This is a genomic window from Microbacterium sp. BWR-S6Y (assembly GCF_041379845.1).
Classification (GTDB): domain Bacteria; phylum Actinomycetota; class Actinomycetes; order Actinomycetales; family Microbacteriaceae; genus Microbacterium; species Microbacterium hydrothermale.
In genome coordinates this window covers 388,735-412,376 of the sequence record NZ_JBFECV010000003.1, presented here as the reverse complement: position 1 = coordinate 412,376, position 23,642 = coordinate 388,735, and the positions used below count along the sequence as shown (strand labels likewise).

Genomic DNA, 23,642 nt, shown 5'->3' with positions numbered 1-23,642 from the left:
GCGGCGTCCGATCGCGGGGGCGGGCTCGGGGCTCGGGGCCCGGGCCGGGGTTCCGCGTCCGGCGCGCGCCCTCTAGATCTCCTCGCGGGCCAGCTGCATCAGCGGACCCACCCGGTAGCCGATGACCTCGCCCATCACGAGCGACGTCTCGGTGCGCTCCACGCCCTCGATCGCGAGGATGCGGGCGTCGGTGTCGAACAGGTGCTGCGTGTCGCGGCACGCGACCCGCACGAGCAGGTCGACCTGACCGCTCAGGCCGTGCGCCTGCAGCACCTCGGGGACCTTCGCGAGCTCCTCGCGGATCGCGGGCAGCTCGGCCTGGCGCACCGTCACCTGCAGGAACGCCTCGATCGGGAAACCGAGGGCCTCGGCCGACAGCGTGCGCTCGAAGGAGAGGAAGACGCCCCCGCGTTCGAGGCGGCTCATGCGCGCCTGAACGGTGTTGCGCGAGAGGCCGAGCTTCTCGGCGAGCGCGACGACGGTGGCGCGCGGATCGGCGGACAGGGCGCGGAGGAGGTCGAGGTCGACCGCGTCGAGCTTGCTCATGCTGCGAAACATTAGCAGTGCCTCTGTGCCGCGCAACGTGCACTGTGCTCAATATGACGGCGAGGTCTTGAGCGGGGTGCATTCCGCGCGTACGGTCGGCCTCGTCGGCGCTGTTGCCGGCACCCGGACCGCCCCCGCTCTCACGAGGAGCCCGGGCCGCACCTGGAGGGATGACGATGACGTACACCCAGACCACGCCGGAGCAGGGAGCCGCCGACCGCGGACCCACCGGCACCCGCGGCGACGTCGACGACGTCGCGCGCCTCCTCGAGCCCGACGGAACGCGCGTCCCCGACGCCGACCTCGACCCGTGGATCACCGACCTCTCGCCCCACGAGCTGCGCGCCCTCCACCGCGACATGGTCCTCACCCGGCGCGTGGACGCCGAGGGCGTCGCCCTGCAGCGCCAGGGCCAGCTCGCGCTGTGGGCACCCTGCCGCGGTCAGGAGGCCGTGCAGGTCGGCACCGCGCACGCCCTCGCCCCGGGCGACTTCGTCTTCCCCAGCTACCGCGAGCACGGCGTGCTCCTCGGCCGGGGTGCGAAGCCCGCCGACTACGTGCTGGCGTGGCGCGGCGAGGAGCACTCCGCCTACGACCACACCACCATCAACGCCGCCCCTCCCCAGATCATCATCGGCGCGCAGTCGCTCCACGCCACCGGCTGGGCGATGGGCGCCCAGCACGACGGGTCCACCGACGTCGCCGTCGCCTACTACGGCGACGGCGCCACGAGCCAGGGCGACGTCAACGAGGCGATGGTGTTCGCCTCCTCGTTCCGCGCCCCGGTCGTCTTCGTGTGCTCGAACAACCAGTGGGCGATCAGCGAACCCGTCACCGTGCAGGCGAAGTACCCGATCGCGGGTCGGGCGCCGGGATTCGGCATCCCGAGCATGCGCATCGACGGCAACGACGCCCTCGCGTGCGTCGCCGCGATGCGGTGGGCCCTCGACCGCGCTCGCCGCGGAGAGGGACCCTCGTTCATCGAGGCGGTGACCTACCGCCTGGGCCCGCACACCACGAGCGACGATCCCACGCGCTACCGCGACGCCGACGAGGTCGAGGCGTGGAGCCGCCGCGACCCCATCGCGCGCCTCGAGGCGTACCTGCGCGCCGAGGGCGTGCTCGACGACTCCGCCCTCGACGAGGTGGCCCGCGCGGCCGACGCCCTCGCCGCGGAGGTGCGTTCCGCGTGCATCGGGGCGACCACGCGCTCTCCCGAGACGATGTTCGACCACGTCTACGCCGAGCCGCACGCGGGTCTGGACCGTCAGAAGGCCGAGTACGTCGACTACCTCGCGGGGTTCGAGAAGTGACCGCGCTCACGCTCGGTTCCGCGATCAACGCGGGCCTGTCGCAGGCGCTCGAGAACGACGACAAGGTCCTGCTCATGGGCGAGGACATCGGCAAGCTCGGCGGCGTCTTCCGCGTGACGGACGGGCTGCAGCAGCGCTTCGGCGCCCAGCGCGTGATCGACAGCCCCCTCGCCGAGGCCGGGATCGTCGGCACCGCGGTCGGCCTCGCCCTGCGCGGCTACCGACCGGTCGTCGAGATCCAGTTCGACGGCTTCGTCTACCCCGCGTTCGACCAGATCGTCTGCCAGGTCGCGAAGCTCCACTACCGCAGCAACGGCCGCATCCGGATGCCGCTCGTCATCCGCATCCCGTGGGCCGGCGGCGTGGGCGCGGCCGAGCACCACTCCGAGTCGCCTGAGGCGTACTTCGTGCACACCGCGGGACTCCGCGTGGTCGCCCCGAGCACGCCGCAGGACGCCTACGTGATGCTGCAGCAGGCCATCGCGTCCGACGACCCGGTGATCTTCTTCGAACCCAAGCGCCTGTACCACTCCAAGAGCGAGGTCGACCTGGATGCCGATCTCGCCGACGCCCCGCCGATGCACCTCGCCCGCGTGGCCCGCGAGGGCACCGACGCGACGATCGTCACATACGGCGCGCAGGTGCGAACGGCTCTGGACGCAGCCCTCGCCGCGGAGGACGAGGGCCTGTCCCTCGAGGTCATCGACCTGCGCTCGCTCTCGCCGATCGACATGAACACGGTCGCGGCATCCGTCCGCAAGACCGGACGCGTCGTGGTGACCCACGAGGCCGCGCGGCAGGCGGGGGTCGGGGCGGAGCTCGTCGCGAGCATCACCGAGCAGTGCTTCGCGTACCTCGAGGCGCCCCCGCAGCGCGTGACCGGACACGACATCCCGTATCCGCCGTCGAAGCTCGAGAAGCATCACGTGCCCGACCTGGATCGCATCCTGTTCGCCGTCGACCGGGTGCTCGAGCGCGAGACGCCCGGGATGCCCGGTGGGGCGAGCGCGTCGACCGTGGAAGGGGGCGTGCGATGATCGCCGAATTCCTTCTCCCCGACCTCGGGGAGGGACTGCCCGAGGCCGAGATCGTGGCCTGGCTGGTCGCCGAGGGCGACGAGGTCGCGCTGAACCAGACCATCGCGGAGGTCGAGACCGCGAAGGCCGTCGTCGAGATCCCCTCGCCCTACGCCGGGACCGTGCAGGGGCTGCACGCCGCCGCGGGAGACGTGGTCCTGGTCGGGTCGCCCCTGGTCTCGTTCGCCGTCGGCGGGCCGGATGCCGAGGACCCGGCATCCGGAGAGGGGCGGACCGACCGTCCCGCGGAGTCGGGGTCCGGCGCGCCGGAGCGGGCGGTGCCGGCCGGTCACAGCGGCGGCGAGGTCCGCACGGCGGCGGGCGCAGCGGCGGAGGCCGCCGGGGCCGACCGTCCTGCGGAGTCGGGGTCCGGCGCGCCGGAGCGGGCGGTGCCTGTCGGGCGCAGCGGCGGCGACGTCCGCACGACGGCGGCCGCCGCCACCGAACCCGAACGCGCGACCCCCAACCTCGTCGGGTACGGCGCCGCACCGAGCTCGGGTGCGCGGCCGCGGCGGCGTGCCCGCGGGGCGGGGGCGACGACGACCCTCGACCTCGACACGGCCGTGCGCGAGGCGGCTCCGCATGACGTCGTGCGCACGGGACCCATCGACCTGCCGCTGGAGCGGCCGCGATCCACGCCCCCGGTGCGCAAGCTCGCGAAAGATCTCGGCGTCGACCTCGTGCTCGTCGCCGCGGCCCACCCGGGTGAGACCATCACCCGCGCGCACGTCGAGGAGTACGCGGCGCGCGTGTCGGCCGCAGCTCCCGCTCCCGCGTCGACGGTCCCCCCGGCCGGTGGTTCCGCGACCGGGGATCGCGTCACGCGCACCCCCATCCGGGGCGTGCGCAAGCACACCGCCGCCGCCATGGTGCACAGTGCCTTCACCGCTCCGCACGCGACGACCTTCCTCACGGTCGACGTGACCGCGACGACCGAGCTGTTGGCATCCCTCAAGACCGACCGCGCCCTCGACGGACACCGCATCGGCGTGCTCGCGATCGTCGCCAAGGCGGTGTGCCTCGCCCTCGGGCGCACGCCGGCGCTGAACGCGCGGTGGGACGAGGACGCCTTCGAGATCGTCGAGCACCACTACGTCGACCTCGGCATCGCGGCCGCGACCGATCGCGGTCTCGTGGTGCCCGTCATCCGGGATGCCGACCGCCTGCCGCTCGTCGACCTCGCCGACGCGATCGCCGAGCTCGCCGGCACCGCCCGCGCCGGACGGACGGCCCCCGCCGACATGACCGGCGGGACGTTCTCGATCACGAACGTCGGGGTGTTCGGGGTGGATGCCGGCACGCCGATCCTCAATCCGGGCGAGGCCGGGATCCTCGCGGTCGGCGCCGTGCGGCGGACGCCCTGGGAGTATCGGGGCGAGATCGCGCTGCGCGACGTTCTCACGCTCAGCCTGTCGTTCGACCATCGCGTCGTGGACGGGGCGGAGGCCGCGCGCTTCCTGACCGACGTCGCCGGCGTGCTGCGCGAGCCCGGGCGGGCGATGCTGCTGCGCTGAGACGGATCCCCACCGGCACGACACGGTGGGCTCGCGGACCGGGTGCCGGGGGAGTGGTCGCCCTCGGCACCTCCGCTGTGCCCGCGGGTGCGGGTGGTCCGATTTCGGCTGTTCAGAACACCCGGAGGCTTCTCCGGGCCCTCCGGGTGTTCTGGACACCCGAGGGGGCGTCGCTCGACGGTGACCGGGGGCGGGGCGGATGCCGGCGCTCAGGCCATCAACGCCGCGAGCGCCATGCGGGTCAGGGTCGGCCGCACGCGAGCCGCGGGCACGCCGCGCACGCTGTGCGGCGTCGAGTTGATCAGCCCGAAGCACGCGAGCGCGCGGACGCGCCGCGCGGCGGGGTCCTCGGCATCCGGGAGCGCCGCGGCGAGAGCCTCGGTCCACACGGCGACGTACGCGTTCTGCAGGGTGCGCACCGTGCGGCGGTCGTCGGGCGAGAGCCGGTCGAGGTCGCGGTCCTGTACCCGGATGACGTCGGCCTCGGCGAGCGCGAACGCCACGTGGAAGTCGACGAGCGCCCGCAGCGCCGCGGCGGGGTCTGCCGTCGTGCGGATGTCGGTTGCAACACGCCGGTCGGGGGTGGGGGGAGGCGGCGTGTCGGCGGGGAGTTCCGCGGGACGGTCGAGGGGGGATGCCGCGGCGGCGGCGACACGGCGCCCTCCTTCGAGCAGGCGCTCGCTGACGTCGACGAGGATCGCGCCGAGGAGGGCCTGCTTGCCCGTCACGTGCCGGTACACCGCGGGTCCGCTGACGCCGACGGCCTCGCCGATGTCGCCGAGGGTCACGCCGTCGAATCCGCGCTCGGCGAACAGGCGGGCCGCGGCGGCGAGCAGGGCGGCGCGCCGGTCGGCCTTGGCGCGGTCGCGCGCGGTGGCGGGGGAGCCGTCGCGCGCGGTGGCGGGGGAGCGGTCGGGTGTCGGGGAGCGATCGGGTGTCGGAAGGCGGTCGGACGTCGGGGAGCGGTCGGGCGCGACGCTGGCGGGCGGCGGATCGAGAGGTGTCGTGACGGGAGGGTCGACGGCCGCGCGGGGCGGGTCGAGGGGGTCTTCGGAAACTCTTGTCATCGGCATCCGCTCGGGTTAGCCTGGCATCTCAGTTAGCCAACATTAACTGAAACCCCTTCCCGAGGGAACGACCCCGCGGGAGACGACGGCGCCGTCGACGATGCGGCGCCGAGACGGAGCCGCCATGAGCACAGCACCGGTCACCGACCCCGCACCCGACGCCCCCGCGCGGGACACGACGCCGTCCGCACCCGCGCCGGACGCAGCACCCGCGCCGGGCGCAGCACCCGCGCCGGGCGCCACTCCCGCCCCTACCCAGCGCGACCTCGCCCAGGAACTGCGCGCCACGCTCGCGCGTACGGCCCGCGGGGGATCGGACGCGGCCCGCGCCCGCCACACGGCACGCGGCAAAGTCCTCGCCCGCGACCGCATCGATCGCCTGCTCGACGAGGGCAGTCCCTTCCTCGAGGTCGCCCCGCTCGCCGCGCACGGTCTCTACGACGGCGGAGCGCCGGGAGCCGGGGTCGTCGCCGGCATCGGCCTCGTGCACGGACGCCACGTGATGGTCGTCGCCAACGACGCCACCGTGAAGGGCGGGGCGTACTTCCCCCTCACCGTCAAGAAGCACCTCCGCGCGCAGGAGATCGCCCTCGACAACCGGCTCCCGTGCGTCTACCTCGTCGACTCGGGCGGAGCCTTCCTGCCGATGCAGGACGAGGTGTTCCCCGACCGCGACCACTTCGGCCGCATCTTCCGCAATCAGGCGCAGCTGTCGGCCCGCGGCATCCCGCAGATCGCCGCGGTGATGGGCTCGTGCACCGCGGGCGGGGCCTACGTGCCGGCGATGAGCGACGAGAGCGTCATCGTGCGGGGCCAGGGCACGGTGTTCCTCGGGGGCCCGCCGCTGGTGAAAGCCGCGATCGGCGAAGACGTCACCGCCGAGCAGCTCGGCGGCGGCGACCTGCACGCGCGCCGCTCGGGAGTGGTCGACCACCTCGCCGACGACGACGAGCACGCGCTCGAGATCGTCCGCGACATCGTCGCGACCCTCCCGCCCACGCCCGCACCGGTGTGGCAGGTCGCGGAGACCGCCGAGCCCGTCCGCGACCCGCACGATCTGTACGACCTCCTCCCCGTCGACGTCGCGCAGCCCGTCGACATGCGCGCCGTCATCGAGACCCTCGTCGACGCGGAGTCGCTGCACGAGTTCAAGGCCCTGTACGGCGAGAGCGTCATCACCGCGTTCGCGCGCCTGCACGGCCACCCGGTCGCGGTCATCGCGAACGACGGCGTTCTCTTCAGCGAGTCGGCCCTCAAGGCGGCGCACTTCATCGAACTCGCCGACCAGCGCGGCATCCCCCTGCTGTTCCTGCAGAACATCACCGGCTTCATGGTCGGACGCGACGCCGAAGCCGGGGGCATCGCGAAGGACGGAGCGAAGATGGTCACCGCGGTCGCCACCACCCGCGTGCCCAAGCTCACCGTGCTCGTCGGCGGCTCGTACGGGGCCGGCAACTACGCGATGTGCGGTCGCGCGTACGACCCGCGGTTCCTGTGGACCTGGCCCGCGAGCCGCATCTCGGTCATGGGCGGCGCGCAAGCGGCATCCGTCCTCTCGACCGTGCAGCGCGATCAGCGCTCCGCGCGCGGTGAGCAGTGGTCGGATGCCGAGCGCCAGGCGTTCGAAGACCCCATCCGCGCCCGCTACGACGAGCAGGGCAGCCCATACTACGCCACCGCCCGCCTGTGGGACGACGGGGTGATCGACCCCGTCGACACGCGCACGATGCTGGGCCTCGCGCTCGACGTCGTCAGCCGCGTCCCGCTGGCCGACCGGGGCTTCGGCCTCTTCCGGATGTGATCATGAGCCTCTCCGACTTCCGCACGTCCGACGTCACGACCCGCCGGTCGGGCGAACCGCTCTTCTCCTCCGTCCTCGTCGCGAACCGCGGCGAGATCGCCCGCCGCGTGTTCCGCACGCTCCGCCGGCTCGGCATCCGCTCCGTGGCCGTGTACACCGACGCGGATGCCGACGCCCCGCACGCCCGCGAGGCCGACCACGCCGTGCGCGTGGGCTCGTACCTCGACGTCGACGCGGTGATCGCCGCCGCGGTGTCGAGCGGGGCGGACGCCGTGCACCCGGGATACGGCTTCCTCAGCGAGAACGCCGCGTTCGCGCGCGCGTGCGCCGCGGCCGGGGTCGTGTTCGTCGGGCCGGGCGTCGAGGCGCTCGAGGTCATGGGCGACAAGATCCGTGCGAAAGAGCACGTCGCGGCGCACGAGGTGCCGACCGTGCCGGGGTTCTCGGCGGTGGGACTCGACGACGACGAGATCGCCGCGGCGGCCGCGCGCGCCGGATACCCGCTGCTCGTCAAGCCCTCGGCGGGAGGGGGCGGCAAGGGGATGACGATCGCCACCGCGCCCGCCGACCTCGCCGACGCGCTCGCCACCGCGCGCCGGGTCGCGCGCGCCGCGTTCGGCGACGACACGCTGCTGCTCGAGCGGCTGCTCGAGCGTCCCCGCCACATCGAGGTGCAGGTTCTCGCCGACGCGCACGGCACGACCCTCTCGCTCGGCGAGCGCGAGTGCACCCTGCAGCGGCGGCATCAGAAGGTCATCGAGGAGGCCCCCTCGCCCGTGGTGGATGCCGCGACCCGAGCCCTCCTCGGAGAGGCCGCCGTCGCCGCCGCCCGCAGCGTCGGCTACCTCGGCGCGGGGACCGTGGAATTCCTCGTCGCGGGCGACCGCCTCGACGAGCCGTTCTTCATCGAGATGAACACGCGCCTGCAGGTCGAGCACCCCGTCACCGAGATGGTTACGGGCGTCGACCTCGTCGAGCAGCAGCTGCGGGTCGCCGCCGGCCTCCCGCTCGAGGTCGGCGAGATCCGCCTCGACGGGCACGCGGTCGAGGCGCGCGTGTACGCCGAGACGCCCGCCCGCGGCTACCTGCCCGCGACCGGGACGGTGAGTCTCTGGCATCCGGGATCCGCCCACGTCGACGGTGCCCGCGTCGACGGTGCAGTTGAAACCGGAACGGTCGTCAGCGCCCTGTACGACCCCATGATCGCGAAGGTCATCGCTCACGGTCCCGACCGCGAGACGGCCCTCGCCCGCCTCGACGCGGCGCTCGCCGACACCGTCGTGCTCGGCATCGACACGAACCTCGCCGACCTGCGGGCCCTCCTCGCCGACCCCGCCGTGCGCGCGGGCGACCTCGACACGGGGTTGCTCGATCGCCGGGGGATCCCCGACACCCCGGAGCCGCCCCGGGCCGCGCTCGCCGCGGTCGCGCGGAGCATCGCGGATGCCGCGCCCCCGGCCCTCGAGTCGGTGTGGAGCCGCGTCGGACCCTGGCGCGCCGGGGGAGCGACGGGCGCTCGCACGGTGTTCCTCGAAGACGACGCGGGGCGCGTGCACGCGGTCGCGCCGAGCGCGGCGGAGGACGCCGTCGTGGCGGGCGGCCCGGTCGAGTACTGGGTGCACGCCGACGGAGGAGCGCACCGGCTGCGGGTGGTGTCGCGACGAGACGCGGCCGCCCGGAGCCGGGCCGCGGCGCACCGCGAGCCGGGTGCCGTCGCCCCCGACCTGCTCGCCCCTCTTCCCGGAACCGTCGTGGCCGTGCACGTCGCCGACGGCGACACCGTGGAAGCGGGTGCCCGGCTCGTCACGATCGAGGCGATGAAGATGGAGCACACGGTGACCGCGCCGCACGCCGGCACGGTGCGGCTGCGCACGACCGCGGGCGCCCAGGTCGCGCGCGACGCGGTGGTCGCGACGCTGTTGCCAGAGGTCGGTGAGCCGCGCGATCACAGCGATGATCCGGCTCCCACGCGAACAACCTCAGAGATCCGTGCAACCTCCGACGCAGATGCGGGAGGCGCGGCTGAGGATGTGCGAATCGCTGAGCCGACGCCGACGCCGAACGACCACCCCGAACCGCACGATTCCGCCGACACTCCGGCATCCGTCCCCACCCCATCCCCCGAGGAGACCCTCTCGTGAGCATTGACAGCCAGCAGGCCTTCACCGACGACGAACGCGAACTGAGCGCGATGGTGCGCGAGTTCTCCGACGAGGTGATCGCGCCGCGCTCGTACGAGGCCGACCGCGCCCACGAACTGCCCCTCGACCTCGTCGCGCAGATGGGCGAGCTCGGCCTGTTCGGGCTGCCCTTCCCCGAGGAGGTCGGCGGGCAGGGCGGCGACTACGCGAGCCTCTGCGTCGCGATCGAGGGCGTGGCCCGCGTCGACCAGTCGATGGCGATCACCCTCGAGGCGGGAGTCGGCCTGGGTGCCATGCCGATCCACCGCTACGGCACCGACGCGCAGAAGGCCGAGTACCTGCCCGACCTCGTCGCGGGTCGCGCGCTCGCCGGGTTCGGACTCACCGAGGCCGAGGCGGGAAGCGACGCCGGAGCGACCCGCACCACCGCGCGCCTCGAGGGCGGCGAGTGGGTGATCGACGGGACGAAGCAGTTCATCACCAACTCGGGCACCGACATCACCCGCTTCGTCACCGTCACGGCGGTGACCGGGCGCACCGACGCGGGCCGCCCCGAGATCTCCACGATCATCGTCCCGAACGGCACGCCCGGGTTCACCGTGGGCCCTGCCTACGACAAGGTCGGCTGGAACGCCAGCGACACGCACCCCCTCACCTTCGACGGCGTGCGGGTTCCCGAGGCGAATCTGCTCGGCGAGCGCGGGCACGGGTTCAAGAACTTCCTGCGCACGCTCGACGAGGGGCGCGTCGCGATCGCCGCGCTCGCCACGGGAGCCGCCGAGGGGTGCCTCGAGGCCGCGGTCGACTACGCCCGCAGCCGCACCGTGTTCGGCGAGCGCCTCTCGACCCGGCAGAACATGCAGTTCCTGCTCGCGCGCATGCACGCCCGCGTGCACACCGCCCGCCTCGCGTGGGTGCACGCCGCGCGCCTGTGCGACGCCGGCAAGCCGTTCTCGGTGGATGCCGCGGTCGCCAAGATCACCGCGAGCGACGCGGCCATGGCCAACGCCCGGGATGCGACGCAGGTGTTCGGGGGGAACGGCTTCATCAACGAGTACCCCGTCGCCCGGCACTACCGCGATTCGAAGATTCTCGAGATCGGCGAGGGGACGACCGAGGTGCAGCTCATGGTGATCTCGCGCGCGCTGGGACTCACCGGTACCGTGGCCGCATGATCGAGCAGCGGGGCCTGTATCTGGAGGAATTCGTCGTGGGGGAGAAGTACGCGCACCGCCCGGGGCGGACGGTGACCGACGCCGACAACGTGCTGTTCACCACCCTCACGATGAACCCGCAGGCGCTGCACCTGGATTCCGCGTACGCGGCGTCCCAGCCGTTCGGGCGGCCGCTCGTGAACTCGATGTGGACGCTGTCGACCCTCGTCGGGCTGTCCGTCGGTCAGCTCACGCAGGGCACGCTCGTCGCGCAGCTCGGTCTGACCGACGTGAGCTTCCCGGCGCCGTTGTTCGTCGGCGACACCCTGACGGCCGAGACGGAGATCATGTCGGTGCGGCCCTCGGCCTCCCGCCCCGGTCAGGGCGTCGTCGTGATGGCGCACACGGGTCGTTCGCAGAACGACGAGGTCGTCGCCACGGCGACGCGCACGGTGCTGGTGTGGGCCCAGGAGGCGGCGGCGTGAGCGTCGTCGTCACGAGCGCCGCCCGGAACGACGAGGGGCTGCGGGCATGAGCGGCGCGCACCCCGATTCCCGCGCAGGGTCGCGACCGTTCGCCCTCGGCCCCGCGCTGCTGTTCGTCCCCGCCGATCGCCCCGAGCGGCTCCCGAAGGCCCTCGAGCGGGCGGATGCCGCGATCCTCGACCTCGAGGACGCCGTCGCCGGACACGCCAAGTCCGTCGCGCGCGAGGCGATGATCGCCGCGGATCCCGACCCCGACCGCGTCATCGTGCGGGTCAACGGTCCCGAGACGCCGGAGTTCTCGCGGGATCTCGCCGCTCTCGCGCAGACCCGCATCCGCACGGTCATGGTCGCCAAGGCCGAGGACCCGGCATCCCTCGCCCCGCTGGCGGGATACGACGTCATCGCGCTCTGCGAGACGGCCCGGGGAGTGGTGCACGCGGAGCAGCTCGCCGCCGTCCCCCAGGTCGTCGCGCTCATGTGGGGAGCCGAAGACCTCGTCGCCAGTCTCGGCGGCACCTCCAGCAGGTTCGCCGACGCCACCTATCGCGACGTCGCGCGCCTCGCTCGCGCGCGCGTGCTGCTGGCCGCGGGAGCCTTCGGCAAACGCGCGATCGACGCGGTGCACGTCGACATCGGCGACCTCGAGGGTCTCTCCCTCGAAGCTCAGGATGCCGCCGCCTCTGGGTTCGCGGCCACCGCGTGCATCCACCCGGGTCAGGTCGCGACGATCCGCGAGGCCTACGCGCCGACGCAGGAACAGCTGCGGTGGGCGCGCGGAGTGCTCGCCGAGGCCGAGGGCGGGGCGTTCCGCTTCGAGGGGCGCATGATCGACGAGCCGATCCTGCGGCACGCGCGCGCGCTGGTCGCGCGGGCCGGGGCGGAGCCGGGGCGCGGATGAGCGCCTGGGGGTCAAGGCGTGAGGGCCCCGCGGAACCTCCGTGCCGCGCACGGGATCGCGGGGTCGTGCGCGCGGATGAAGCCCGCGGGTCAGCTCGCGACGCCCGCGTAGGCGAGCATCTCCCACGCGTCGCCGTCGAGGCGGAACGTCGTCGCCGAGCAGTTCGGCAGACGCTCGCCCTCGCGAGGGAACTCCCCGTCGGTGGCGAACATGATGACCTCGCGGATCAGCGCGCCGTGCGCGACGGCGATCACGTCGACGCCGTCGGGGGTCTCGGCGACGACCTCGGCGATCGCGGCCAGCGCGCGCTCGCGCACGACCGGCCACGCCTCCGCGCCCGGGACGTCGGCCGCGTGCCACGGACCGTACGTGTCGTAGAAGGTGGGTGCGTCCATGCCCTCGGCCTCGCCGTAGGAGCGCTCCTGCAGCCCCGGCATCCGTCGGCTCACCGTGGTGCCCAGGGCTGCGGCGATCACGTCGGCCGTCTCGGCCGCGCGCGACAGGTCGCTCGAGACGACGACGACCTCGCGACCGGCGTACTCCGCGGCGAGCGTCTCGGCGATGCCCTGCGCCTGGATGCGGCCCGTGTCGTTGAGGGGGATGTCGGTCGAGCCCTGGATGCGGCCCCCGTAATTCCAGGCCGTCTCACCGTGTCGCACAAGAGTCAGGATCGTCACCGTTCGAGCCTAACCGGCGGCTGGTGGTGGGGGTTTCGCGAGCCCGGACCTCTCAGGGCGCGAGGAGCGAGCGTGCGGCGTCAGAGCAGCCCCGGTAGCCGGTCGGCGAACGCCTGCAGCACCTCGGTCGTGCTCCCGTCGATCTTGACGCTCGCGCGCTGATCGGCGCGGGTCTCGCCGCGGTTGACGATGACCACCGGCAGGCGCTTGCGCCGCGCGCGCTCCACCAGGCGGATGCCGGAATTCACCACGAGCGAGGATCCGGCCACCACGAGCGCCTCGCTCGTGTGCACCAGCTGCTCCGCCTCGCGGAACCTCTCGACGGGGATGTACTCGCCGAAGAACACCACGTCGGGCTTGAGCGTCCCCCCGCACACCGAGCACACCGGCACGACGAAGCCCTCGGCAGATGCCGGGGTGACATCACCGTCGGGGCCGAGCTCGACGTTCTCGGGGAGGGTGATCCACGGGTTGTCGGCCTCGACGCGCTCCGCGAGGTCGCGGCGGTCGAACACCTGCCCGCAGTGCAGGCAGCCGACGCGGCGCATTGTTCCGTGCAGCTCCACCACGCGCCCGCTTCCGGCGCGCACGTGCAGGCCGTCGACGTTCTGCGTGACGACGCCGTTCGCGACGCCGGCCGCCTCAAGGGCCGCGAGGGCGCGGTGACCGCCGTTCGGCTCGGCCGCGGCGAACACCTTCCAGCCGAGGTGACTGCCCACCCAGTAGCGACGCCGCGCCTCGGGGCTGGAGAGGAACTGCTGCGCCGTCATGGGCGTGCGCGTGGGCGCGCCCTTGCCGCGATAGTCGGGGATCCCCGAATCGGTCGACACGCCCGCCCCGGTCAGCACCGCCACGCGACGGCCCGCGAGAACCTCGACGGCACGATCGACGGATGCCGAGAACTCGGCATCCTGCACCGTGTCGGTCATGCGCACCTCCGTCGCATCGAGTCTATGGCGGGGCGCCGACACCCCGGCCCGCCCGTCGGGCGTCGAGGTCTCGCGACGGGCGTCCCCTCCCGCGCGTCGTGGCGCGACGCCCAGTCACCGCGCCGGATCGCCCCGACCCGCGCGCGGCACCCCGATTCACCAGCGCGCCGCGCCGATACTGAGCCCATGCCCCCCACCGCTGCACCCGCCATGCTCGACGTCACCTGTCTCCGCCGCGTACGCCCCTGGGGCGCCGACCCGGTCGACATCGACATCGCCGACGGGGTCATCACCGGCATCCGCCCTGCCGGCACCACCCCCATCGGGGTACGCGAACTCGACGGCCGCGGCCTGCTCGCCCTCCCCGGGATCGTCAACGCCCACGCCCACGTCGACAAGTCGTGGTGGGGACTGCCGTGGCAGTCGTACGGGGGAGAGGGCTCCACCGAGGGTCGCATCCGCCACGAGCGCGCGCAGCGCGACGCCCTCGGCATCCCCTCGCTCGAACGGTCCGCCCTCGTGCTGCGCGAGCTCGTGCGCCACGGCACCACCGCCATCCGCACGCACGTCGACGTCGATCTCGGCGTCGGACTGGGCGGGATCGAGGCCGTCGAGGAAGCCGCCGCGGCGTACCGCGGCGCGCTCGACGTGCAGCTCGTCGCCTTCCCGCAGGACGGCGTCCTGCGCCGACCGGGCGTGCTCGAGCTGCTCCGCGAGGCAGCCGGCCGCGACAGCGTGCGCGCGATCGGCGGTCTGGATCCCGCCTCGATCGACCGCGACCCGGTGGGCCAGATCGACGCCCTCACCGCGCTCGCCGCCGAGACCGGGGTCGGCCTCGACATCCACCTGCACGACCCCGCCGAGCTCGGAGCGTTCCAAATCGAGCTGCTCGCGGAGCGCACGGCGCGGCTCGGCCTGCACGGCCGCGTCAACGTCGCCCACGGTTTCGCCGTCGCCCAGCTGGATCCCGCGCGCCGCCGCGACCTGCTGGCGGTCATGGCCGACGCCGGGATGACGATGACCACCGTCGCGCCCCTGCGCGGAGCGCAGCTGCCCCTCGCCGAGCTCGACGCGGCCGGAGTCCCGCTGGGCCTCGGCACCGACGGCATCCGGGATCTGTGGAGCCCCTACGGAACCGGGGACACCCTCGGCATCGCGTGGCAGTACGCCCGCGCCGGGGGCCTCGTGCGCGACGACGAGCTGCAGCGCGTGGTGCGCCTGGCCACGAGCGCGGGAGCGTGGGCCGTGGGCCGCGAGGTGCACGATCTGGTCGAGGGCGCGCGCGCCGACATCGTGCTGATGGATGCCGAGAACCCGATGGACGCGCTCGTGCGTCAGCCCGAGCGGGCCCTTGTCATCGCCGGGGGCAAGGCGCTGCACGTGGCGTGAGCCCCGGGGCCCGCCCCCGCGCGCCCCTGCCCCCGAGCGCCCCCCGCCGAGTGTCCGAGAAACCCGGACGCTACCGTCACCTCGCCCGGGTGTTTCGGACGTTCGATCCCGGAGGGGCGGAGGCGTGCGAGGAGGACGTGCTGCGAGGATGGGACGATGCCCGTCATCCCCCTCGACTCCGCCGACGATCCGCGCCTCGCCGACTATCGCGACCTCACCGACGTGTCGCTGCGGCGCGTGTCCGAGCCCGCGGGCGGGTTGTACATCGCCGAGTCGGCCAAGGTGCTCGACCGCGCGCTGCGGGCCGGACACCGCCCCCGCTCGGTCCTCGTGCAGGAGAAGTTCCTCTCCGACGCCCTCGCCCTCGTGGGGGAGGATGCCGAGGTCTACGTCGTCCCGGCCGAGATCGCCGAACAGGTGACGGGGTACACCGTGCACCGCGGGCTTCTCGCCTCGATGCATCGCCCGGCCCTGGTATCCGTCGCCGACGTCGTGCGCGACGCGCGGCTCGTCGTCGTACTCGAAGACATCGTCGACCACACGAACATCGGGGCGGCGTTCCGCTCCGCAGCAGCCCTCGGCGCGGATGCCGTGCTCGTCACGCCGCGCTGCGCCGATCCCCTCTACCGCCGCAGCGTGCGCGTGAGCATGGGCACCGTCTTCCAGGTGCCGTGGACGCGCCTGCCGGAGTGGTCGGATGCCGCACCGCTCCTGCATGACGCCGGATTCCACCTCGCCGCCCTCGCCCTGTCGGACGACGCGGTCACCCTCGACGCCTTCTCGGCCGCCGGCCACGAACGGGTCGCGCTGCTGATGGGATCGGAGGGAGACGGGCTCAGCCGTCACGCGCTCGCCGCGGCCGACACGGTCGTGACGATCCCGATGGCCGGGGGAGTGGACTCGCTCAACGTCGCCGCGGCGAGCGCGGTGGCGACGTGGGAACTGGGGCGCGGGAGGCGCTGACGCCGGAACAGAGCACCAACTCCCCCCACGCGGGGCACGACATTTTGCGTATTGTGCGTCGAGTGTTGTCGACCCGACTGCGCCGGGATCCGCGGAGCATCGATCAGAAACATCGGGCGCTTCGCCGAAGGGTAAGAGGTCTCACGGTCCTCAAAGTACGTTCAGGCATCCGTCCGGCAATTTCTTGGTCGAACCGTGTGGTCGCACGTACCCGTGACTGAAATGGCGGACGGGAATCCGAATCTCGAGGGAGAGAAACTCGACTTTGTGGCGGTTCCCTATCAGGGTTCGAAGAGGTCTCCGAGGCCGTCGTAGCGCCAGCCAGTCAGCGTCGTGCTGTCTGGACTGAAGATCGCAACGAACTCGTTGTTCACGGTTCGTTCCCAGAATGTGAGGCCGAGACGTCCCTCGTAGAGCGTGACGATCGCGAGATCCGCGTCGTCGTCCGGCACAGCAGCCTTCAGATGCTCGAGCTGTCGCAGTGCGTTTTGCAGGATCGGTAACACCTCGTGCGTGAGTTCTGCGGCGGATGCCGCGTACGCACAGATTCCCAGTTCGTCGGTCGTTCCCCGAAACAGATCGGCCTCGAACTCGATGAGGCCGTTGTCGGTGAGGCCTCCGCTGCCGAACGCGACGTTACGGAGCTCCACTGCGTAGTCCACGATCTTCACCGTAGCTGGCTGGCGGGGTGAAACGCGTTCGAGCAGTCTTCTCCCGTGACCGCCAGCACGCCCGGCGCTTCGGACATCACTTCTGCGTGCCAACGGTGGGGAGGGAGGCGGCTACCGTGGCACTCAATCGCTGTGTGACCTCTTCGTGAGAGGTCCTGCGCATCCGTCGTTCCGGCCGAGATCGCCGAACGGGTGACGGGGTACACCGTGCACCGCGGGCTCCTCGCCTCGATGCGTCGTCCGGCCCTGGCATCCGTCGCCGACGTCGTGCGCGACGCGCGGCTCGTCGTCGTGCTCGAAGACGTCGTCGATCACACGAACATCGGGGCGGCGTTCCGCTCCGCGGCAGCCCTCGGCGCGGATGCCGTGCTCGTGACGCCGCGCTGCGCCGATCCCCTCTACCGCCGCAGCGTGCGCGTGAGCATGGGCACCGTCTTCCAGGTGCCGTGGACGCGACTGCCGGAGTGGTCCGATGCCGCACCGCTCCTGCACGACGCCGGATTCCACCTCGCCGCCCTCGCCCTGTCGGACGACGCGGTCACCCTCGACGCCTGGACGGGAGAGGGTGACGCGCCCGGTGCGCGCGTGTGGGAGGGAAGCACGACACGGCTCCGCACGCGTGGCGGTTCGGCTCGACGTCGCCGTACGCGGCTCCGCGTGGCTCGAACCGGAGCCGCCGGAGCGACCTCGACCGGTCGCGGTCAGACCTGCGTCTCGCGTGAGCCCGCGGCATCCGGACCCGGGGCGAGCGTCACCACCGGGAGGGGATCGGGTCGCTTCGCCTGGATGTGATCGCCCGACGACTGATGGCGCAGCCGTCGTAGAACCCACGGCACGAGGTATTCGCGCGCCCACACGAGGTCTTTCTCGCGCGCGGCGCGCCATGTGGTGATCGCCTGGGTCTCGGCCTGCAGGGGCTCGAGGTCGTTGGGGACGTTGAGCGCGCGCAGCACCATGCGGGCGACCTCGTGATGACCGAGGGAGTTGTAGTGCAGGCGGTCGTCGTCGAAGAAGCGCATGTCCTGCACCTCTTTCAGCCCCCACTGGTCGGCGACGACGCAGTCGTAGCGGTCGGCGATCGCGCGGATGTTCTCGTTGTAGATCGCGACCTTGCCCCGGATGCCGCGGAACACGGGCGTGAACTCGGTGTCGACCCCCGTGAACACCACGAGCGTGGCGCCGTCGGCGCTCAGCCGCGCCACGGCGTCTTCGAACTGGCGGGAGACCGCGTCGGGATCGCTGCCGGGGCGGATCACGTCGTTGCCGCCCGCCGAGATCGTGATGAGGTCGGGCTTGAGCGCCAGGGCGGGTTCGATCTGGTCGGCCACGATCTGGCCGATGAGCTTGCCGCGCACGGCGAGGTTGGCGTACGCGAAGTCGTTGACCTGCGCACCGAGCACCTCGGCGACGCGGTCGGCCCAGCCGCGGTGTCCGCCGTCGGGCAGCGGGTCGCCGATGCCCTCGGTGAACGAGTCGCCCAGGGCGACGAAGCGGCGCCAGGGGTGGGGTCCGGCGTTGTCGGGCGAGGACGGGGTGCGGGGCGAGCGCGGATCGAGAGTCATCGAAACCTCCGTCCCCCACGCTACCCCGGGCCTCCGACATGGCGAGGGGGGATGCCGGAACGACCTGCTCCCGCGCGGTGTCGGTCGCGGCAGCCCCCACCTCGACGCCCCGATAAACGCCATTCGTGCCGAGAAACGCCGCGTCGCCGCGTTTCTCGGCACGAATCGCGTTTATGCCCGGTGGGAGGGCGATCCATCCCCAACCCGGGCGTGGCGGACTCCGCGTTCGCCTATCGTGGATGTTCGCGCTCGCGAGGGATGGAGGTTCGATGCTGGAAGAAGAAGCCCGCACCTCGAACCCCCCGCAGGCGGATGCCGCGACGGCCACGCCGCGCATCGCGAGTCCCGGTCCGGTCGCGAGTCCCGGTCCGGTCGCGAGTCCCGGTCCGGTCGCCAGCCCGGGCCCCGTCGCGAGTCCCGGTCCCGTCGCCCCTCCCGGTCCCGTCGCAAACCCCACCCCGGGCGCGGAGCCCGAGGTCGTGGCATCCGTCGCCCCTCCGTCCACCCCCCTCGACCCGTCTCACGCCACCGCCCCCGTCGCCGACGCCCCCGCCCCGGGGGCGATCCCCGACCCGGCGTTCGACGGCGCCCTCGACGGAACCGAGCCGCACTTCGGCTCCTTCGCCGCCGAGCACCTCTCCCCGTCGTTCCCGCAGCGCGCGCCGTGGGGAACCGCGCAGCGCCTGCGCGCGTGGCAGGCCGAGGCGCTCGATCAGTACTTCGGCTCCGACGGACCCGACGGCGTCGGCAAGGGCCCGCGCGACTTCCTCGCCGCGGCCACCCCCGGCGCCGGTAAGACGACGTTCGCCCTCCGCCTCGCCTCCGAGCTGATGCGTCGTCGCGTCGTCGACCGCATCGTCGTGGTCGCCCCCACCGAGCACCTCAAGACCCAGTGGGCCGAGGCGGCCGCGCGCGTCGGCATCCGACTCGATCCGTACTTCTCCAACCGGCACGCCACCCCCTCCCGGCAGTACCACGGCGTCGCCGTCACGTACGCGCAGGTCGCGGTCAAGGCCGAGGTTCATCAGCGGTTGACGATGGATGCCAGGACCCTCGTCATCCTCGACGAGGTGCACCACGGCGGCGACGCGCTCAGCTGGGGCGACGCCCTGCGCGAGGCGTACAACCGCGCGACCCGGCGCCTGCTGCTGTCGGGCACGCCGTTCCGCAGCGACACCGCGCCCATCCCGTTCGTGGAGTACCACCCCAACTCCAAGGGCATCCGCCTCTCGCGCACCGACTACGCCTACGGCTACAAGCGCGCCCTCGAGGACGGCGTCGTCCGGCCCGTCTTCTTCCTCGTCTACGCCGGGCAGATGCGCTGGCGCACCAAGGCCGGGGAGGAGATGGAGGCCCAGCTCGGCCAGGACAACACGAAGGACATCACCTCGCAGGCCTGGCGCACCGCGCTCGACCCGAACGGCGACTGGATCCCCGCGGTCCTCCGCTCCGCCGACCGTCGTCTCACCGAGGTGCGCGAGACGGTCCCGGATGCCGGGGGCCTGGTCATCGCGACCGACCAGACCGCCGCGCGCGCCTACGCCGCCATCCTCGAGGACATCAGCGGAGAGAAGGTCACCGTCGTCCTCTCCGACGAAGCGGAGGCCTCGGGCCGCATCGAGACGTTCTCGAAGGGCACGACCCGCTGGATGGTGGCCGTGCGCATGGTGTCGGAGGGCGTCGACGTCCCGCGTCTCGCCGTCGGCGTGTACGCCACGAGCGCCTCGACGCCGCTGTTCTTCGCGCAGGCCATCGGCCGCTTCGTCCGAGCACGGCGCCGGGGTGAAACCGCGAGCGTGTTCCTGCCGAACGTGCCGCAGCTGCTCGCCCTCGCCGGCGAGATGGAGGCGCAACGCGAGCACGCGCTCGACCGCGACAGCGACGCGGACGATCAGTGGAACGCCGAAGAAGACATGATGGATGCCGCCGAGCGCGAGGACAAAGCCTCCGACGCGCTCGAGCAGGAATTCGAGTACCAGGCGCTCGGCTCGCTCGCGCACTTCGACCGCGTGATGTTCGACGGGCAGGAGTTCGGCCAGCTCGCGGTGCCCGGGACGATCGAGGAGGAGGAGTTCCTCGGCATCCCGGGCCTTCTCGAGCCCGAGCAGGTGCACGAGGTGCTCATGTCGCGGGCGACACGGCAATCGCGCCACCGCTCGACCCGGGAGGCGCACGAGAAGGAGAACGGCGTCGAGCCGCCGTCGGTCGACGAGGGCGGGCTGCCCGGCCCCCTGCACCGCACGCTCAAGGAGCAGCGCCAGCTGCTCAACACGATGGTGGGGTTGTACGCCCGCCAGACCGGCGAACCGCACGGACTCGTCCACGCCGAACTGCGCCGGCTGTGCGGGGGCCCCGCCGTCTCGCACGCCACGGTCGCCCAGCTGCAGGCGCGCATCGACCTGCTGCGCAAGCGCGTGCGCTCCTGAGCCACGCGCGTTGCTGCCCCGCGCGCTGCCGCACCGGCGAGCGTTCTGCACCGCGAGACTGCATCTCGCTGACAAACCGCCGTCACGCTGCAGCCGTCTCGTCGGCGGCGCGCAGTCTCGCGCCCGAGGACGCCGCCGCACGGTCCGTGCGACCGCGGGCGGAGGGCGGCCGCGACCCGGCTTTCGCGGCCCCGAAATGCTGGCATCCGCCCCTCGGCATCCGCGTCGTTCCGGGCTTCGGAGGGCCGAAATGCTGTCAGTATCGGTCGACGCGCCCGGGGGAGGCGAGGGCCCTCATTACGGTGGGGGACGACCCGAAGGAGACCCGTGACGAACCTCGCCACACCCACCGCCCGTGATCGCCGCCGCTGGGCGCGCTATCTCGTCGACGAACGCGCCGAGGCCCGCGTCTACCGCGAGCTCGCCTCACGCCGCACGGGCGAGGAGCGCGACATCCTGCTCGAGCTCGCCGAGGCCGAGGGGCGTCACGAGCAGCACTGGATCGACCTGCTGGGGGAGACGCCGAAGCGCCTGCCGTCGCCCGGCATCGGCACGCGCCTGCTGGCGTGGATGGCCCGGCGATTCGGGTCGATCTTCGTGCTCGCCCTCGCCCAGAACGCCGAAGCGCGCTCGCCCTACGCCGACGAGCCCTACGCCACCGCCGCGATGGCCGCCGACGAGCGCGTGCACCACGAGGTCGTGCGCGGTCTCGCCGCTCGCGGTCGTCGACGTCTCTCCGGAACCTTCCGGGCCGCCGTCTTCGGCGCCAACGACGGCCTCGTGTCCAACCTCGCGCTCGTGATGGGCGTCGGAGCGACGGGCGTGGCGCCGAGCTTCGTGCTGTTCAGCGGCATCGCGGGCCTCCTCGCGGGAGCCCTGTCGATGGGCGCCGGCGAGTTCGTCTCCGTCCGCTCGCAGCGCGAACTGCTCACGGCCACCGAGGAGAGCGACTTCGCCGACTCCGCCCTTCCCCACCTCGACCTGGATGCCAACGAGCTCGCCCTCGTGTACCGCACGCGCGGCATGGACTCCGACGACGCGCTCGCGAAGGCGCGCGAGGTCGTCACGGCCGCCCAGGCCGGGTCGGCCCCGGTCGCCGCGGCACCGGGGGAGTCCTCGCACGACGTCGTCGGCAGCGCGTGGGGTGCCGCCCTGTCGAGCTTCCTGTTCTTCGCCTCGGGCGCGATCATCCCCGTGCTGCCGTGGATCTTCGGCATGAGCGGTATCGGCGCCGTGGCGCTCGCCCTCGGGCTCGTCGGCATCGCGCTGCTGGCCACCGGCGCGATGGTGGGTCTGCTCTCGGGTGCCTCGCCGCTCAAGCGCGGCCTGCGCCAGCTCGCGATCGGCTTCGGCGCCGCCGCGGTGACGTACGTTCTCGGTCTGCTGTTCGGGGTGTCGGCGGCCTGACCCCGGGCCGGGGCGCGGCGCGGTTCGCTGTGACGGCGGGCCGCGTCGCGCCCCGTGTTCCGCGCCCACCGTTGGCGTCCGGCCCGCGCAGGCCCCTTGCCTCAGCCTCGCCCCGCCGCAGCCACCCGCGCGGCCTCACGGACCGCGCCGACGTTCTTGCGTCCGGCTCGCGACCCGGCGAGCTTCGCGGCGATGTGGTCGCGCACCGTGACCGGCTCGTACACCGCGGGGGCCTCGGGCGTGACGAAGTGCGGCAGGGGACCCACCACGGCATCCGCGTTCCCGTCGTGGAAGAACGCCGCCGATCGGCGCCGCTCGATCGACCCGTCGATCACCGGGGGCTTGACCCGGTGCAGCGTCGACAGCCACTTGTCGTTGGTGAGCCGGGCGGCGACATCGCCGAGGTTGACCAGCAGGGCGCCCTCGGCGGGGACCACGTCGTTCCACGACCCGTCGAGGCCCAGCACCTGCAGCCCCGCCACGCGGTCGGCCCACAGCACCGTGACGAGGCCGAAGTCGGTGTGCTCGCCCATGCCCGTCAGCTCGGCGCCCAGTTCGATCGAGCCCGGCGGCAGGGCGTAGTTGTTCATGCGCAGCACGTCGATCGAGTGATCGGTGACGTCGCCGAAGAAGTCGTCGGGCACGCGCAGGGCCGCCGCGAAGACGCGCGTGAGGGTCTGCGCCACGCGGCGCGCCTCGCCGTAGTAGGTCGAGACGGCGGGCTCGAACAGCTCGGTGTCGTCGGGCCACGTGTTCTCGGCGTAGTCGTCGGCCGTGGCCGCGGTTCCGGGGTACTCGCGCCACGACGTGCCGACGTTGAAGGCCTCGAAGAAGTCGTTCATACGCGTGACCGGATCGACGCCGAGGCTGTAGCTCAGCGACTCGCTCTTGGGCGGGCTGTACCCCCGGTTCTCGGCCGCGGGACGTACGTAGCGCTTCTTCGCGTCGAGGGGGAGGGCGAAGAACTCGTCGAGACCGCTGCGCAGGTCGTCGATGACCGCCTGAGGGATGCCGTGACCCACCACCTGCATGAACCCGACCGTGCGGCACGCGTGGTCGACGGCCGCCACGACGGCGGCGCGGGCATCGGGCGAGCCGGGCCCGACCCAGGCCGAGATGTCGATGGTGGGGACGTGGAAGCGGGGCATGCGTGATCCGATCTGCCGGGGACGCCTCGACGCTAAGTGCGCGATGCTACGCCGGTGTTTCTGAGGCGTCACGGTTCGCGCGGCGCGCGAAGCCTCCGGCGGCGTGGGCCCGACCCCGCACGGGTTCGCAGCCCTCCCGCTCCCGCAGACGACGAAGAAGGCCCCGGATGAATCCGGGGCCTTCTTCGTTCTGTGCGCGAGGGGGGACTTTCCCCACCGCCCCTCCACCCGCCGCTGCGCGGCGCGCGGAGCCTCCGGCGGCGTGGGCCCAACCCTGCACGGGTTCATAGCCCTCCCGCTCCCGCAGACAACGAGAAAGACCCCCGGGGATGAACCCCGGGGGTCTTTCTCGTTCTGTGCGCGAGGGGGGACTTGAACCCCCACGCCCTATACGGGCACTAGCACCTCAAGCTAGCGCGTCTACCTATTCCGCCACCCGCGCATCTGGGTGTTTCGCTGCTTTCGCAACGAGGAA

Annotated in this window: 19 protein-coding genes, 1 tRNA gene and 1 pseudogene; 13 read left to right on the top strand and 8 right to left on the bottom strand. The window is 72.7% G+C overall.

Going from position 1 to position 23,642, the window contains the following annotated elements:
• Positions 1 to 72 precede the first annotated feature (72 nt).
• Positions 73 to 546 carry an Lrp/AsnC family transcriptional regulator gene (locus AB1K56_RS09105; protein ID WP_136585763.1) on the bottom strand — a complete coding sequence of 158 codons (474 nt, stop codon included), beginning with the start codon at positions 544 to 546 and terminating at the stop codon, positions 73 to 75.
• A 176-nt stretch (positions 547 to 722) separates the two neighbouring features.
• Between AB1K56_RS09105 and pdhA the strand changes: the two genes are divergently transcribed.
• Genes pdhA through AB1K56_RS09090 form a run of 3 tightly spaced genes read left to right on the top strand, consistent with a single transcriptional unit; the run spans position 723 to position 4,449 of the window.
• Complete coding sequence (pdhA, locus tag AB1K56_RS09100) at positions 723 to 1,859, top strand: pyruvate dehydrogenase (acetyl-transferring) E1 component subunit alpha (RefSeq protein ID WP_371205385.1); 1,137 nt, start codon at positions 723 to 725, stop codon at positions 1,857 to 1,859.
• On the top strand, positions 1,856 to 2,896 hold the full coding sequence (locus tag AB1K56_RS09095; RefSeq protein ID WP_371205384.1) for an alpha-ketoacid dehydrogenase subunit beta: 1,041 nt from the start codon (positions 1,856 to 1,858) through the stop codon (positions 2,894 to 2,896). Before pdhA ends, AB1K56_RS09095 begins: the two co-directional genes overlap by 4 nt.
• Complete coding sequence (locus tag AB1K56_RS09090) at positions 2,893 to 4,449, top strand: dihydrolipoamide acetyltransferase family protein (RefSeq protein ID WP_371205383.1); 1,557 nt, start codon at positions 2,893 to 2,895, stop codon at positions 4,447 to 4,449. Before AB1K56_RS09095 ends, AB1K56_RS09090 begins: the two co-directional genes overlap by 4 nt.
• A gap of 209 nt (positions 4,450 to 4,658) precedes the next feature.
• On the opposite strand, the gene AB1K56_RS09085 is transcribed toward AB1K56_RS09090, so the two are convergent.
• A complete protein-coding gene (locus AB1K56_RS09085) occupies positions 4,659 to 5,516 on the bottom strand; it encodes a TetR family transcriptional regulator (RefSeq protein WP_371205382.1) in 858 nt (285 codons plus the stop codon).
• Between the two features lie 124 nt (positions 5,517 to 5,640).
• Between AB1K56_RS09085 and AB1K56_RS09080 the strand changes: the two genes are divergently transcribed.
• From AB1K56_RS09080 to AB1K56_RS09060, 5 genes are read left to right on the top strand one after another with little or no spacing between them, the layout of a single operon-like run.
• The gene (locus AB1K56_RS09080; RefSeq protein ID WP_371205381.1) at positions 5,641 to 7,317 is read left to right on the top strand and encodes a carboxyl transferase domain-containing protein; all 1,677 of its coding nucleotides are present in this window, start codon (positions 5,641 to 5,643) and stop codon (positions 7,315 to 7,317) included.
• Positions 7,318 to 7,319: 2 nt separating this feature from the next.
• Positions 7,320 to 9,458 carry a biotin carboxylase N-terminal domain-containing protein gene (locus AB1K56_RS09075; protein WP_371205380.1) on the top strand — a complete coding sequence of 713 codons (2,139 nt, stop codon included), beginning with the start codon at positions 7,320 to 7,322 and terminating at the stop codon, positions 9,456 to 9,458.
• Positions 9,455 to 10,633, top strand: coding sequence for an acyl-CoA dehydrogenase family protein (locus AB1K56_RS09070; RefSeq protein ID WP_371205379.1), 1,179 nt, complete (start codon positions 9,455 to 9,457; stop codon positions 10,631 to 10,633). Before AB1K56_RS09075 ends, AB1K56_RS09070 begins: the two co-directional genes overlap by 4 nt.
• A complete protein-coding gene (locus tag AB1K56_RS09065; RefSeq protein ID WP_371205378.1) occupies positions 10,630 to 11,097 on the top strand; it encodes a MaoC family dehydratase in 468 nt (155 codons plus the stop codon). The genes AB1K56_RS09070 and AB1K56_RS09065 overlap by 4 nt, the downstream gene beginning before the upstream one ends.
• 46 nt (positions 11,098 to 11,143) lie before the next feature.
• Positions 11,144 to 11,995: a CoA ester lyase gene (locus AB1K56_RS09060; RefSeq protein ID WP_371205377.1), complete on the top strand. Its 852-nt coding sequence runs from the start codon at positions 11,144 to 11,146 to the stop codon at positions 11,993 to 11,995.
• Positions 11,996 to 12,084: 89 nt separating this feature from the next.
• On the opposite strand, the gene AB1K56_RS09055 is transcribed toward AB1K56_RS09060, so the two are convergent.
• The gene (locus AB1K56_RS09055; RefSeq protein WP_371205376.1) at positions 12,085 to 12,672 is read right to left on the bottom strand and encodes a histidine phosphatase family protein; all 588 of its coding nucleotides are present in this window, start codon (positions 12,670 to 12,672) and stop codon (positions 12,085 to 12,087) included.
• Between the two features lie 80 nt (positions 12,673 to 12,752).
• A complete protein-coding gene (locus AB1K56_RS09050; RefSeq protein WP_371205375.1) occupies positions 12,753 to 13,601 on the bottom strand; it encodes a Sir2 family NAD-dependent protein deacetylase in 849 nt (282 codons plus the stop codon).
• Between the two features lie 186 nt (positions 13,602 to 13,787).
• Between AB1K56_RS09050 and AB1K56_RS09045 the strand changes: the two genes are divergently transcribed.
• Both AB1K56_RS09045 and AB1K56_RS09040 read left to right on the top strand, forming a co-directional pair.
• Positions 13,788 to 14,990 (top strand): amidohydrolase family protein, encoded by a 1,203-nt coding sequence (locus tag AB1K56_RS09045; RefSeq protein ID WP_371205374.1) that lies wholly within the window; start codon positions 13,788 to 13,790, stop codon positions 14,988 to 14,990.
• Between the two features lie 156 nt (positions 14,991 to 15,146).
• A complete protein-coding gene (locus AB1K56_RS09040) occupies positions 15,147 to 15,953 on the top strand; it encodes a TrmH family RNA methyltransferase (protein ID WP_371205373.1) in 807 nt (268 codons plus the stop codon).
• Positions 15,954 to 16,234: 281 nt separating this feature from the next.
• Here the strand turns inward: AB1K56_RS09040 and AB1K56_RS09035 are convergent, their stop codons facing one another.
• Entirely contained in the window at positions 16,235 to 16,624 is a 390-nt protein-coding gene (locus tag AB1K56_RS09035; protein WP_371205372.1) for a hypothetical protein, read from the bottom strand.
• 174 nt (positions 16,625 to 16,798) lie between these two features.
• Between AB1K56_RS09035 and AB1K56_RS09030 the strand changes: the two are divergent.
• Positions 16,799 to 17,416: pseudogene (locus AB1K56_RS09030) on the top strand (TrmH family RNA methyltransferase); the annotation flags it as partial.
• Here the strand turns inward: AB1K56_RS09030 and AB1K56_RS09025 are convergent.
• Positions 17,326 to 18,186 (bottom strand): SGNH/GDSL hydrolase family protein, encoded by an 861-nt coding sequence (locus AB1K56_RS09025; RefSeq protein ID WP_371205371.1) that lies wholly within the window; start codon positions 18,184 to 18,186, stop codon positions 17,326 to 17,328. The pseudogene AB1K56_RS09030 and the gene AB1K56_RS09025 sit on opposite strands and share 91 nt — an antisense overlap.
• Positions 18,187 to 18,455: 269 nt before the next feature.
• Between AB1K56_RS09025 and AB1K56_RS09020 the strand changes: the two genes are divergently transcribed.
• Positions 18,456 to 20,612 (top strand): DEAD/DEAH box helicase family protein, encoded by a 2,157-nt coding sequence (locus tag AB1K56_RS09020; protein WP_371205370.1) that lies wholly within the window; start codon positions 18,456 to 18,458, stop codon positions 20,610 to 20,612.
• A gap of 327 nt (positions 20,613 to 20,939) precedes the next feature.
• On the top strand, positions 20,940 to 22,019 hold the full coding sequence (locus AB1K56_RS09015) for a VIT1/CCC1 family protein (RefSeq protein WP_371205369.1): 1,080 nt from the start codon (positions 20,940 to 20,942) through the stop codon (positions 22,017 to 22,019).
• 101 nt (positions 22,020 to 22,120) lie between these two features.
• On the opposite strand, the gene AB1K56_RS09010 is transcribed toward AB1K56_RS09015, so the two are convergent.
• Together AB1K56_RS09010 and AB1K56_RS09005 are read right to left on the bottom strand one after the other, a co-directional pair.
• Positions 22,121 to 23,167 (bottom strand): isopenicillin N synthase family dioxygenase, encoded by a 1,047-nt coding sequence (locus tag AB1K56_RS09010; RefSeq protein ID WP_371205368.1) that lies wholly within the window; start codon positions 23,165 to 23,167, stop codon positions 22,121 to 22,123.
• Positions 23,168 to 23,524: 357 nt separating this feature from the next.
• A tRNA-Leu gene (locus tag AB1K56_RS09005) sits at positions 23,525 to 23,609 on the bottom strand.
• Between the last annotated feature and the right edge of the window lie 33 nt (positions 23,610 to 23,642).